13 protein-coding genes and 1 tRNA gene are annotated in these 11,318 nt (G+C 67.6%); 7 read left to right on the top strand and 7 right to left on the bottom strand.

The features are described 5' to 3' along the window. Positions 1 to 225, bottom strand: a 225-nt coding sequence (locus SACHA_RS0117410; protein WP_028663299.1) for a sigma factor, incomplete at its 3' end; no start/stop codon positions are given. Next, complete coding sequence (locus SACHA_RS0117405) at positions 222 to 590, bottom strand: YciI family protein (protein ID WP_019811813.1); 369 nt, start codon at positions 588 to 590, stop codon at positions 222 to 224. The genes SACHA_RS0117405 and SACHA_RS0117410, both read right to left, overlap by 4 nt. Before the next feature lie 203 nt (positions 591 to 793). Here SACHA_RS0117405 and SACHA_RS0117400 point away from each other — a divergent pair, with 203 nt between their 5' ends. Further along, positions 794 to 1,438, top strand: coding sequence for a dihydrofolate reductase family protein (locus tag SACHA_RS0117400; RefSeq protein WP_019811810.1), 645 nt, complete (start codon positions 794 to 796; stop codon positions 1,436 to 1,438). A gap of 93 nt (positions 1,439 to 1,531) precedes the next feature. Here SACHA_RS0117400 and SACHA_RS0117395 read toward each other — a convergent pair whose 3' ends face one another. Then, positions 1,532 to 2,131, bottom strand: coding sequence for a CGNR zinc finger domain-containing protein (locus tag SACHA_RS0117395; RefSeq protein ID WP_019811808.1), 600 nt, complete (start codon positions 2,129 to 2,131; stop codon positions 1,532 to 1,534). A gap of 120 nt (positions 2,132 to 2,251) precedes the next feature. Between SACHA_RS0117395 and SACHA_RS0117390 the strand changes: the two genes are divergently transcribed. Beyond that, complete coding sequence (locus tag SACHA_RS0117390; RefSeq protein ID WP_019811806.1) at positions 2,252 to 3,037, top strand: MBL fold metallo-hydrolase; 786 nt, start codon at positions 2,252 to 2,254, stop codon at positions 3,035 to 3,037. Positions 3,038 to 3,274: 237 nt separating this feature from the next. On the opposite strand, the gene SACHA_RS23485 is transcribed toward SACHA_RS0117390, so the two are convergent. Further along, on the bottom strand, positions 3,275 to 4,582 hold the full coding sequence (locus SACHA_RS23485) for a helix-turn-helix domain-containing protein (protein WP_198010174.1): 1,308 nt from the start codon (positions 4,580 to 4,582) through the stop codon (positions 3,275 to 3,277). A 237-nt stretch (positions 4,583 to 4,819) separates the two neighbouring features. On the opposite strand from SACHA_RS23485, the gene SACHA_RS0117380 reads away from it, so the two are divergent. From SACHA_RS0117380 to SACHA_RS0117365, 4 genes are all read left to right on the top strand, one after another. Further along, on the top strand, positions 4,820 to 5,869 hold the full coding sequence (locus SACHA_RS0117380) for an NAD-dependent epimerase/dehydratase family protein (protein ID WP_019811804.1): 1,050 nt from the start codon (positions 4,820 to 4,822) through the stop codon (positions 5,867 to 5,869). Then, complete coding sequence (locus SACHA_RS0117375) at positions 5,866 to 7,131, top strand: glycosyltransferase family 4 protein (RefSeq protein ID WP_019811803.1); 1,266 nt, start codon at positions 5,866 to 5,868, stop codon at positions 7,129 to 7,131. The genes SACHA_RS0117380 and SACHA_RS0117375 overlap by 4 nt, the downstream gene beginning before the upstream one ends. Further along, positions 7,131 to 8,180, top strand: a complete 1,050-nt coding sequence (locus SACHA_RS0117370; RefSeq protein ID WP_019811802.1) for a phosphoenolpyruvate carboxykinase (ATP) — start codon at positions 7,131 to 7,133, stop codon at positions 8,178 to 8,180. The genes SACHA_RS0117375 and SACHA_RS0117370 overlap by 1 nt, the downstream gene beginning before the upstream one ends. 101 nt (positions 8,181 to 8,281) lie before the next feature. Further along, complete coding sequence (locus SACHA_RS0117365; RefSeq protein ID WP_232211915.1) at positions 8,282 to 8,830, top strand: hypothetical protein; 549 nt, start codon at positions 8,282 to 8,284, stop codon at positions 8,828 to 8,830. Here the strand turns inward: SACHA_RS0117365 and SACHA_RS0117360 are convergent. After that, a complete protein-coding gene (locus SACHA_RS0117360; RefSeq protein WP_198010171.1) occupies positions 8,788 to 9,780 on the bottom strand; it encodes a phosphotransferase family protein in 993 nt (330 codons plus the stop codon). The two genes, SACHA_RS0117365 and SACHA_RS0117360, sit on opposite strands and share 43 nt — an antisense overlap. Before the next feature lie 41 nt (positions 9,781 to 9,821). On the opposite strand from SACHA_RS0117360, the gene SACHA_RS0117355 reads away from it, so the two are divergent. Continuing rightward, positions 9,822 to 10,253, top strand: coding sequence for an NUDIX domain-containing protein (locus tag SACHA_RS0117355; RefSeq protein WP_019811799.1), 432 nt, complete (start codon positions 9,822 to 9,824; stop codon positions 10,251 to 10,253). Between the two features lie 340 nt (positions 10,254 to 10,593). On the opposite strand, the gene SACHA_RS0117350 is transcribed toward SACHA_RS0117355, so the two are convergent. Both SACHA_RS0117350 and sepX read right to left on the bottom strand, forming a co-directional pair. Next, positions 10,594 to 10,666 (bottom strand) — tRNA-Ala (locus tag SACHA_RS0117350). 57 nt (positions 10,667 to 10,723) lie between these two features. Then, positions 10,724 to 11,318 (bottom strand): divisome protein SepX/GlpR (sepX, locus tag SACHA_RS22830; protein ID WP_332253639.1); only part of this gene is annotated, 595 nt, incomplete at its 5' end.

Raw genomic sequence — 11,318 nt, 5'->3', positions numbered from 1 at the left:
GCGGGCGTGGTCGGCGTACCGGCGGCGGGCGGTCGCGGTGAGCCAGCCCAGGGGGTCGTCCGGGGACCGCGTCGGCCACTGCCGGTACGCCTGCAGGAGCGCCTCCTGGACGGCGTCCTCACACAGGTCGAACCGGGCGCTGCCGTAGGTGCGGACCAGCCGGGCGAGGGCCTGCCGCGCGAGTTCGCGCCACAGGTCCTCGCCCGCCGGGGACCCGGAGGTCACTCCTCGCCCAGATCGGCGAACATCACCGGCCGTAGTTCGAGGGCGAGGCCGGGGATGCTCGCGTCGGGGATCTGCCCGGCCAGCTCCACCGCACGGGCCTCGTCCTCGACGTCGATGAGGTAGAAGCCGCCCAGGAACTCCTTGCTCTCGACGAACGGCCCGTCCGTGACCTCGGGCCGACCGCCGGAGCTGCGGATGACCTTCGATTGGCTGGGATCGGCGAGGGCCTGGGTCGCGACGAACTCACCGCGCTCCTTCGTGTCGGCGATGAACGCGGCGTGTCCGGACTGGATCTGCCGCTGCTGCTCGTCGGTGAGCTGCTCCAGCACCGCCGGGTCGACCTGCATCAGGATCAGATACTTCACTGTCTCCTCCTCGGTAGGTGAGCCACCCTCGTGGCGGCCCACCGGTGGGTCGTCACCGACCCGGCGGACACGACACCACACGATCGGAACCTTTCCCGGGTTTTTCCGCCGCCGTTGTCGTGCCGGGGCGAGACTGTGACGACCACCGGGCACGCGATCGCCACGGTCGCGCCAGACCGGTTACGACACCAGGGAGACCGACCATGACACAGCGCGTCCGGGTCCACTGCTTCACCGTCACCCGGGACGGGATCGGGGCGGGTGCGGACCAGAGCTTCGAGCACCCGTTCGGCCACGCCGACCCCGGCGACCTGTTCGCCTGGGCCGGGGCCACCGCCAGTTGGGTCAACCGCACCGAGCCCGGCGGCACCCGGGGGCTCGACGACTACGTCGTCCGCGACTTCACCCGCGACATCGGCGCCGAGATCATGGGCCGTAACAAGTTCGGGCCGATCCGCGGCCCGTGGCCGAACCACGAGTGGCAGGGCTGGTGGGGCGACGAACCCCCGTTCCACACACCCGTGTTCGTCCTGACCCACCACGAACGGCCGTCCTTCACACTCGGCGACACGACGTTCCACTTCCTCGACACCACGCCGCACGAGGCGCTGGAACGGGCGAAGGCCGCCGCGGACGGCCGGGACGTGCGCCTCGGCGGCGGCGTCACGACACTGCGGGAGTTCCTCGACGCGGACCTGATCGACGAGCTGCACATCGCCGTCGCCCCGTACGAACTCGGCAGCGGCCTACGGCTCTGGGACGACCCCGAGGAACTCACCGACCGCTACCACCTGGAACGCGTGCCCAGCCCGAGCGGCGTGGAGCACCACTTCTTCTGGCGGCGTTGAGACCGGCACGTCGCACACCCACCGGGTCCGCGGCACGCTCGCAGAGCGTTCCGGCACAGCGGCGGACCGCGGCCCGCCCCGGCGAGCAGTCGGTCACTCGCCGTCGCTTCGTGCGCGTCTTGCGTAGGCGCGGGCGGCACGCGCACGGTCCCCGCAGCGTGTCGAACACCAGTGGCGGCGACCGCGACGCAGCAGGAACCGCGTACACGGAGCGGAACCGCAGGAGGTGAGCCGTTCCGCGTCGTCCGAGGTGAGCAGGTCCGCCGCGTCCGCGGCGAGCGTCGCCAGCGCGTGGTCGACGACCCGGGTGGTCGGGTACGGTGCGGCCCGGTAAGGGCCGGTGTCGTCGTCCCACCGCAGGAGCGGGGCGGTCGGCACCCGTGTCAGCGCGTCGTTGACCGCGGAGACAGCGGCGGGGAGAGCGGGCAGGGACGCGGCGCGTGCGGAGAACAGCGCTCGGACCTGTTCGCGCAGGGAACGCAGCTGTGCCGCGCACATCTCCTGGATTCCCGTGTCGATGGGCGCCAGGTCGCGCTGCGTCAACCACCGCGTGCTCGCTTCCGGCGTACCCAGGACGTCGACGTGGTGCCCCCCGGGAAGTGTGAACACGCTGTTGGCGAGTGCGAGGGAGAGGTACTCGCCCTCCCCGGGCGCGGGCGGCAAGTCCGCCTCCACCGTCGCGATCTCGTCCATGCCCTCATGGTACCGCATCAACCATCCATGATTATCACGTTTGCACTTGCGCCTATCCGTGAGCACACGCTACCGTCTTGCTCACGGTTCCAAACGACATCATCCGTGAGAGGTACTTACGTGTCCGCTTCCGCGACCGCACACCCCATTCGTGTCTTCGGCGGCCCGACCGCCCTGTTCGAGTACGGTGGCCTGCGTTTCCTGACCGACCCGACCTTCGACGACCCCGGGGAACACGAGAACGTCGGACCTGTCCTCACCAAGACGGACCCCGCGCACGGCACCCCGGCCGACCTGGGGCGCGTCGACGTGGTGCTGCTCTCCCACGACGAGCACGCCGACAACCTCGACTACTCCGGCCGCGCCCTGCTCCCCGACGTTCCACTCACGCTCACGACGCCGGGCGGCGGCGAACGTCTGGGAGACAGAGCCCGGGGCATGGCCGACTGGGAGGCTGTCGAACTCGACCGGCAGGACGGTGGCACGATCACCGTCACGGCCGTCCCCGCGCTCCACGGCCCCGGGTCCCGCGAGGAGGTCGAAGCCGTCACCGGTCAGGTCGTCGGCTTCGTGCTCACCGGTGACGGGCTACCGACCGTGTACGTCAGCGGCGACAACGCCGCGCTCGAACCGGTTCGCGAGATCGCCGAGCGATTCGCCCCGATCGACACCGCCATTCTCTTTGCCGGGGCGCCGCGCTTCCCCATGCTCTTCGACGGTGAGCCGTTGGTCCTCGACAGCGCCGGAGCCGCCGAGGCGAGCAGGATCCTCGACGCCCGTCGCGTCGTACCGGTCCACTACGAAGGCTGGACGCATTTCACCGAGGGCCGCGACGATCTGGAGCGGGCCTTCCTCTCGGCGGATCTCGCGGACCGCCTCGACTGGGGCAGTCGAATGAACCGCTGACGGGAGGATCGCGGCCCACCTGCGGCACAAGCTGACTGACCTGAATGCGCCGCCCTGTTGGTCCCGTCGTTCGGAGACTTCCCAGCGCACGCGAGCAGCCAGACAAGGCGGTGTCGACAGCGCCCCGGACATCACACAAGCCCGAAACGGCACGAAGGCCACCCCCGAACGGGTGGCCTTCTCGCTGTTCCGTCCGGCGGACATCGCCGAAATCGCTCGGCTGGCGACCAGCGTCGGTTAGCGGCTGTATCCGGCCTCGGTCAGCAAGTCCCGAAGCTGTGTAGCGCCCTCGCGCACCGAGGGGGTTGCCCGCACGGTACCGAGTTGGTCGACTGCACCGAGCAGCGTCGTCGCGGTGCGGGTTGAGCCGACCTCGTCGACGTACGGCATGACACGCTCGATGGTCTGGTCAACATCACGCCATGCGCCCACCCGAATCTGTGCGTCGAGTAGGGACGCCAGATGGTTGTAGCGGCGTCGGACTTCGCGGCCGGGGGTGACCTCGATAGAGGCATGGAAGGTGTCAGTAGCGGAGCACCAGTCGGCGGAATCGGATTGAATGACGGCTTCGTGCCAGGCCAACTCCCGATCGTTGATCCACCACGCCCAGGCTGGGTCCTCGTCGCGCACGCCATCCAGGTACAGAGATCGCGCCTGACGGAAGGTGCGTTCGGCTGCGGTGTCGTCTCCGCCCAGAGCGAGCGCGCGGGCTTCACGGGTACGGAAGAGCGCTTCGAGGCGAGGCGAGAGCGTGTTCGTCCCCAGCACCATGCGAGCGATACGAAGAGCTTCGCTGGGGCGGCCGAGGTGACCGGCGTGCATGGACATGTTCTGCAGGATCAGCAGCTCCATGCTGTGATCACCGGCCAGGCGCGACAGGTGCAGCGCTTCGTGGTTGATGCGGCGCACGAGGTCGTGTTTGCCTGCGTCGTAGAGCAACCATCCGGCGACTTCGCCGAGTTCTCCGGCTGCGGCGTAGAGGTCACGTTCAATGGCGGGCTCGCACTGGCTGGCCCCGAGCTTGCGGTGGACCGACCGGAAAAGTTGGAGGGCTACGCCGGAGGATTGGTCTCCGCCGAACTGGATGTCGAGGTCGATCAACTCGCGGATACGGCTGTGCAGGGTCTCGACATAGGCACCGTCCAGCCGGAGGGACGGGGCGTGGCCATCGACCGGGGCCACGTCCTCACGAACTGGTGACGCGGGCGCGGCCGAGGAGCTGGTGGAGGTCAGCCGTTCGGCACGGGCGCGGGCGTCAGCGAGCCTCGCCTCCTGTTCCTGCCGCTCGTGGGCCTGCTTGGTCGCCACCAGATCGTGGAAGGCGGCTACAAGCCCTCCCCGTGCACCGACTGCCTCGTCGGAGGCTCGCCAGAACCGCTCGTCGGCGCGGGCACGACCCTTCTCAATGTGGGTGACGGTCGTGCGGTCGCAGTATGCAGCTTTGGCCAACTGGCCTTGCGTGAGGTCTGCCGCCTGCCGGGACGCGGCGAGCTGCGCGCCGAGGGCGCGACGCTTCTCGGCGACGGTTTCCGGTTCACGGGCCATGTCGATCACTCTTCCGAGTGTGCCTGCTGTGCTGACTCGATCAGCATAACGGCCAGTGACTGTCTGTGTGACAGTCACAGACACAACGTGGCACACATCCGCGCCCACCCGGTTCCCTGATTCACACGGCACCTGGCGCAGGGAAACACCCTCTCACCCGAAGGGCACATCGGGCGCCCCGAACCGAGCACCGCTACGAGCACGGAAAGTACCCGCATCAATCGAGAGAGTTACGGCATGATCGCTACACAAACGGATTACGGCGTGACCGCGGCCGCGCCGCCCCGGGGAAAGGACGCCATGCCTTCGACGACCACTGACATCACGCCTCGCGCCGTGCTCATTACGGGAGCGGCCGGTTTGATCGGTGTGCCCGTCGTGCGAGTGCTGCGCGCATGGGGTTTCCGCGTAGTGGCGGTCGACGACGGCAGCGCGGGCACGCTGCACCGGCTCGACGAGTTCGGAGAGTGCACCGAGGTACAGCCTCACGTGCTCGACATTCGCCAACGTTCGGAGCTGATACAGCTCATGGCAGCCGAACGCCCGTGGGCTGTGGTGCACCTGGCCGCGCAGCATTTCATTCCGGCCTGTGACAGCGCGCCCGCCGAAACATTGGCGATCAACGTGCTGGGCACCCAGCACGTGCTGGATGCCTGCGCCGCCCACCCGCCGCAACGGCTGGTGTTCGCCTCGACCGCTGACGTGTACGCAGCGAACGAGAGCCCGCATCGCGAGGGTGATCCGCCCGCACCGCAGGGCGTCTACGGCTGGTCCAAGCTGTTCGGCGAACGGCTGTTGCAGGACCAGGCATACCGACTTGGGCACTGCACAGCCGTAGTCGCCCGACTATTCAACATCTACGGACCTGGTGATCCGCACCCGCACCTGCTTCCTGAAGTCCTTCAGCAGGCAAGGCACGGCCAGACGCTCGACCTCGGCGACCTGAATGCCGCCCGTGACTTCGTCTACGTCGATGATGTTGCCGAGGCAGTGATAGCGCTCCTGCGCACCCCATGTGCCGGAATCTTCAACATTGGCACCGGAGTTCCGGTCGCCGGCCGCGAACTGGTCGACCTTGTGGGAAGCCTTACCGGACGGCACCTGGAAACACGGGTCGATCCCGAGCGACTTCGGAACCGGTCGCGGCCTGTGTCCTGCGCCAATCCGGAGCGCCTGCGACAGCTCGTGCCGTGGTGGCCGCACACCCCGTTGCGGGAGGGCATCCGGCGAACGATCGCGGCTGATCTTCGTGCACGCGCTGACCAGTCGGAGGGCAGAGCATCATGAGCGCGGCAGTTCCCAACCTCGTTTTTCTGCTGGACACCCCGAATGTCTGGCGCGGTCGGGCACTGGCGGGCACCCCGGCCCGCGTTCTGGCCCTCGCCGAACACAGCCACCAAGCGGGCGCCGCTGTCACGGTGGTGCTGTGTGATCGCGGCGCGGAGTACGGCACGGAGAAGGATTGGCCATTCGATGTGGCAGTGGCCCATCCGAGCGACTTCTACGCTCCTGCAACCCTTGCGAGGGTTCTCGGATTGAATGCGGCGGATCTTCTTGTCCTGTGCGAAGCAGAATCGCTTTTGGCCATCGGACGTGAGCTGGCCGGATTGCTGGGCGCGCGCCTGGTTTACGACATGCACGACGACGATGCTGCCGTCGCGGCCAGCGTCGGCGAGCCGCCGGAGACGGTGCAAACCCACGCGACGACACAGCGCACCGCGCTGCGCACTGCCGACAACGTGATCGTCTCCACGAGCAACGAGCAAGCGATGGCAGCCACGGCAGGCATTCTCGCGCTGCGAACCGCGCTGTTGCCCAACGGCGCGGACCCGCACCAGCGCCATTACTGGGGACCAGACGTCGACGCCGCGACCTTGGTCTTCGTTGGCAACCTCTACTATCAGCCCAACGCGCGAGCGGTCGACGCCATCGCCACCACGATCTTGCCGACACTGCGTGCGGACAACCGCAACGTTCGGATGCGTATCGTCGGCCGCGGACCTGCCTCACTAGCCCGCGGCGGTCAGGGCATCGAATTCACCGGGCGCGTGGACACGATCAACCAAGCACTCAAAGGGACGACCATCGCGCTCGCCCCGCTGACCGCCGGATCGGGCGCGAAAATGAAAGTCCTCGACTACCTTGCCGCCGGACTACCCGTGCTCGGCACGCGCGAAGCCGTGACCGGGCTGCCGACCGAGCATCCCGGCGTGGTCGTCGAGGACGAACTCTACATCTGGCCCGCACGGATCGCCGCACTTCTGCGCGACCCTGGCGCGCTTGGCCAGATCGGGCGGGCGGGCCGCCGCTGCGTTGAGCAGGAGCTGTCCTGGCAGCGCATCGGCGCTGGACTGGTGCGGCACAGCCAGTCGTGGCTCGCCACCTTCCCACCAGGTGTGAAGCCTGCCGTCGACAACCACTGCGCTGGCGTGCCCCGATGGCTAACCGAGCACGCGGACCAGGACGCCCTGGGCGACCCGGAAACCACCAAACCAGGACAACCACGCTGGCTGCGCCAGAGCACCGCCGTCATACCGGAAGGACGTTGATGAATTCGTCATTCCTCGATCTCGGGACCTGCGTCTGCCGCCTGAGCGCGTCCGAGGAAATCCAGGCCGCAATGCGCCACTACGTGAGCCCGTTCCTCGTATCATCCGGGAACCCCGAGTCGCATTTGACGATCTCGGTCAGGCACGATGCGGCCACCGTTGCCCAAGCTCAGCAGTCCCTCGCCGGCCAGCCGCCGACCACGGTGCGCACCAGCCACCCGGAGCAGCGCTATCGCGTCTGGATCACCGAAGAGCGCGAGATTCTGCTGCCCGAGCACGCTTCGGACCACGTGATCATCAGAACCCCCGGACTCGTGCTCGTCGCCGCCGAACGCACCCGGGTTGCCGCCACGATCGGCATCCGAGTCGTGCGCCAACTCGTCATGCGCGGCGGTGAAGTATGGGGAGGGCGCTGCGTGCACGCTGCAGGGGTGGACCTTGACGGACGCGGAGTGCTGATCGCAGGGCACCCCGGTTCTGGCAAGACCACGGTGCTCACCCATCTGATCGAGGATCACGGCACGCTTCCCGTCTCCAACGATCGCACCGTGCTCATCCCCACTGACACCGAGCGCTGGCACGCCATTGGCGTGCCGTTAGCCTCCCGTTTCACTCCGAAAGGCATCGGCGGCTCGCCGACCCTGAAGGCCGCGCTGGACCATTTCGAGCCCAGTCGAGGACGACAGCTCGTGGACGGCAAGATCGAACTTACGCCGTGGGAACTCGCCACCCTGTTCCACCGGTCCACCGTGCCCGTGACCGAGGTCGCCCAGCTCGTGATCCTCACCCGCTCACCAGAGGTACCCGCCAAGAAAGCGGATGGGGACTTCGTACGGCACCACCTCGACTTCGGCACCGAAGACTTCTTCGCCGACGACTGGCTCAACCTCCGCCCGCACCTCAGTGCCACGCTGCCCGGCTCCCTTAGCGACGGCCGCGGTCTGTGGGAGCACCTCGCCGACACCGTACCCGTGCTCCCGCTGGCCTGGACCGATCCGACCGAGCTGCCGCGCATCGCGGCGACGGTTCTACAAGAAGTCCAGCCGTGAAGGGCTGCGTACTTGCTGGGGTCTGGGGTGCGGGAAAGACCTCCGTATACCAGCGGACCCTAAGGCGGCTCGCCACTGCGGGCTGCGATTCGCTGATCGCGATGCCACAGGCGGCAACGATCACCACGCACACTTACACGCCCGGCACACCACACGAGCACGCTACCCACATCTTTTCGTGGCTGAACCACCTTACCGCATTCCTCGAAGAGACCAATCGCCGATTCCAAGCGAGCACCCTCCCCGAGCACCGCTTCGCGTCCGTGTGGACCCCGACTTGCCTGCTCGAAGGACTCGGCTTCGACGCCCCCATGTACGGGCTCCCGATCAGCCGTGACGCCCTAACCGGCGTTGAGCAGCGCCTTGCCGCACTCGGAGTGCACTTGGTCCTGCTCCGCGTCCCCGAGGACTGCGTCCGCGCCCAGTGCGTGGAATCGACTCGGCACCACCGGGGACCGAAGTGGGCACACTATCTGGAGGGTTTCGGCTCAACCGATGCCGGGCGAGCCGAGCACATCAGGCAGGTACAAGCCGAGCTGATCCGGTGGGCGCAGACTTCACCGTTGCCGCTCCAGGTCATCGACACGACCACCCAAGACTGGGACGCCTACGCCCGCCACGTCGCCGAGCTGATCGCCGACCAGGCATGATCGGCCCCGTCCGATCGAACCCACGCCCGCAGTCGCCGCAGATAGTCCTCGCGCATCGCATGATCAGCGACCCGCGTCCAATACTCGACCCCGGTCAACAGCTCCAGGCCGGTTGCCACAGCCAGCCGCTCAGACCAGTACGCAGGCCACGGACCGGCCGCCCGATAGCCGTCCGCGAACGCTGCGGCCCAGCTCTGCTGATCAGGAAACATCCACATGGCGGGCTTGACGAAATCCATCACCGGATCGACCCACCGCACGTGCTCCAAGTCCAACAGGACGCGAAAGCCGCCCTCATCATCGAGGAGGACGTTGGGCAGGTACACGTCGAGGTGCGCGACCGCTGGCCGCGCGACCGGCGATACCTCCTCGGCCAAGCCGCTCAACAAGTCCAACCCAGCCTTGACCGGCGCGGCGGGAATGTCATCGACGAAGCGATAGGCGTCCCGCAGCGCATCCACGCGGCTCGTGACAACGCTGTTCCAGGTTGGCGAGACCGTCCCTAAGCCGCTCGTAGCATCGCCGAATCCCTCGACAGGAACTTGGTGCAGCGACGCCAATGCCGCACCGGTAGCACGCATGGCCTCCAGCATCGTCGCAGGAGCCAACGTGGGTAAGGCTTCCTCGGCGTCCACGCCCGGCACGTACTCGAACGCGGTCAACGGTCGACCAGCCACGGACGCACAGGACTCGGTGAACGCCAGCACCTGCGGGACCGCGATCCCGTGCTGCCACACGCGACGGTGCTCGGCCAGCCGCTCCAGGTTAGCCGCGCCTGGCCGTTCCAGGAGCACCTTGCCGACCAACCAGCCGCGCGACGACTCCAGCACCCACGAGGCATGGCTACGACCTCGCCGCAAGGGCCTGATCACTTCAACTGGAGCCGCCTCCGGCACCAGCTCCGCCACACCCGCCGCGACATCCCCGGCGGTAAGCTCTGAGATTGTCACAAGCGCGACTCTAGAGGCACCGACCGACACGGAGGGCACACATGAGCGCCGCCACCACCGAGATCATCGCCCGTGCTGTCATCCATCGCGACGGTCAGCTCCTCGTCGCGCGCCAACGCACCAAGTCCTGGTCATTCCTGCCGGGCGGCCACGTCGAACCTGGCGAACGGGTGGAAGCCGCCCTGATCCGCGAACTGAGCGAGGAACTCGGCACCGAAGCCAAGATCGCAGGCTTCGTCGGCGCGGTCGAGCACGGCTACATCGAAGACGGCACCACTCATCACGAGATCAACCTCGTCTTCGACGTCGCCATCACCGACACCGAGCCGATCAGCCAGGAAGACCACCTTGACTTCCGCTGGCTGCCGCTGGATCAGCTCGGCGAGGCTGACGTACGTCCCGGCGCCCTCAAGACCGCCCTCGTCACCGCAGGAGACGATCGCACGCCGTTCTGGCAGGGCTGGAACGGCTGACTCAACGAACCTGCGCAGAGCCTGGGGCTGATGCCAAGCCGGAACAACGTTCCTGGTTACGCCAGTACGAATGCGGAGCCCGTCGCCTCCAGCGCCCCGAACTCTGTTGGCCGCACATCTATGCTCCTTGGTGTGGGTCTTTTCAGCACCGACCAGACCCGCGAAGCTTTGATCAGCCCCTTATCGCCGAAAGCAAGATCACCGGCCCCGGCACCCTGGTCCCGTCTTCTTCCGCACCCCCAGCCCCACACAGACGAAGCAGCAGCAGACACCAAAAGACCCTGACCAGCAAGAATTCGCTGGTCAGGGTCACGAAGGAAGGTGTTCGTGCAGAATTCGGTGGAGCTGAGGGGAATCGAACCCCTGACCTTCTCGATGCGAACGAGACGCGCTACCAACTGCGCTACAGCCCCTTATCGGTTGCCGAAACAGCATAGCAACCGACGCGCCCCGGTCGAAGCGGGGGGTCCCTACTCCCCCACGGCCCGCCGATAGGGCAGGTGACCGGGGTCGTTTAGTTCGTGGAAGGCCGGGTCCTCGTCCTCCGGGTCCACCACCACGGCCTGCCTGCGCACCCGCGAGGTCGGCATCGGCTTGCGCTCGTTGCCGACCACCCCGCCGCCTTCGGTGCGCAGCACCTCGATCTCGGCGAGCGGGTCTGGCCTGCTCGGCGTGCGCCTGCTGGCCGCGCGCATCCGGGCGAGCCTGCGCTGCCGGATCTCCTCCTCGATCCGCACCTGTCTGCGCAGGTAACCGAGGTAGCCGATCAGGACGGCGTCGACGACACCGTGTCCCCACCACAGCACCGGCAGCGTCAGCCCGGCGACCACACCCGTCGTCACGGCCGTGAGCAGGAGCAGGATCACCACCCGCTGGCGGAAGGAATACCTCGCCTCGGCCGTGCGGGCCGCGGCCTCCGGGTCGAAGCCGCCGCGGCCGGGCCGGTACCGGCGGGGAAGGCCCGTGCGGGAACGCAGCTCTACGATGTCGTCCAGCCGGACGACTCGGTGACACCGGGTGTGTTCACCCTCCTGTCGGAAGCCTCCTGCGCGGAGCTCAACGGGG

This window comes from Saccharomonospora halophila 8, from assembly GCF_000383775.1.
Taxonomy (GTDB): Bacteria; Actinomycetota; Actinomycetes; order Mycobacteriales; family Pseudonocardiaceae; genus Saccharomonospora; species Saccharomonospora halophila.
The sequence above is the reverse complement of the archived record's forward strand: the minus strand, read 5'-3'. Positions and strand labels throughout refer to the sequence as shown.

What these genes read in the sequence shown, in the direction of transcription:
- SACHA_RS0117400 (WP_019811810.1), top strand. Translation starts at nt 794, where the DNA reads ATGACACAGCGCGTCCGGGTCCACTGCTTCACCGTCACCCGGGACGGG.
- SACHA_RS0117395 (WP_019811808.1), bottom strand. Translation starts at nt 2,131, where the DNA reads ATGGACGAGATCGCGACGGTGGAGGCGGACTTGCCGCCCGCGCCCGGG.
- SACHA_RS23485 (WP_198010174.1), bottom strand. Translation starts at nt 4,582, where the DNA reads ATGGCCCGTGAACCGGAAACCGTCGCCGAGAAGCGTCGCGCCCTCGGC.
- SACHA_RS0117380 (WP_019811804.1), top strand. Translation starts at nt 4,820, where the DNA reads ATGATCGCTACACAAACGGATTACGGCGTGACCGCGGCCGCGCCGCCC.
- SACHA_RS0117375 (WP_019811803.1), top strand. Translation starts at nt 5,866, where the DNA reads ATGAGCGCGGCAGTTCCCAACCTCGTTTTTCTGCTGGACACCCCGAAT.
- SACHA_RS0117370 (WP_019811802.1), top strand. Translation starts at nt 7,131, where the DNA reads ATGAATTCGTCATTCCTCGATCTCGGGACCTGCGTCTGCCGCCTGAGC.
- SACHA_RS0117365 (WP_232211915.1), top strand. Translation starts at nt 8,282, where the DNA reads ATGCCACAGGCGGCAACGATCACCACGCACACTTACACGCCCGGCACA.
- SACHA_RS0117355 (WP_019811799.1), top strand. Translation starts at nt 9,822, where the DNA reads ATGAGCGCCGCCACCACCGAGATCATCGCCCGTGCTGTCATCCATCGC.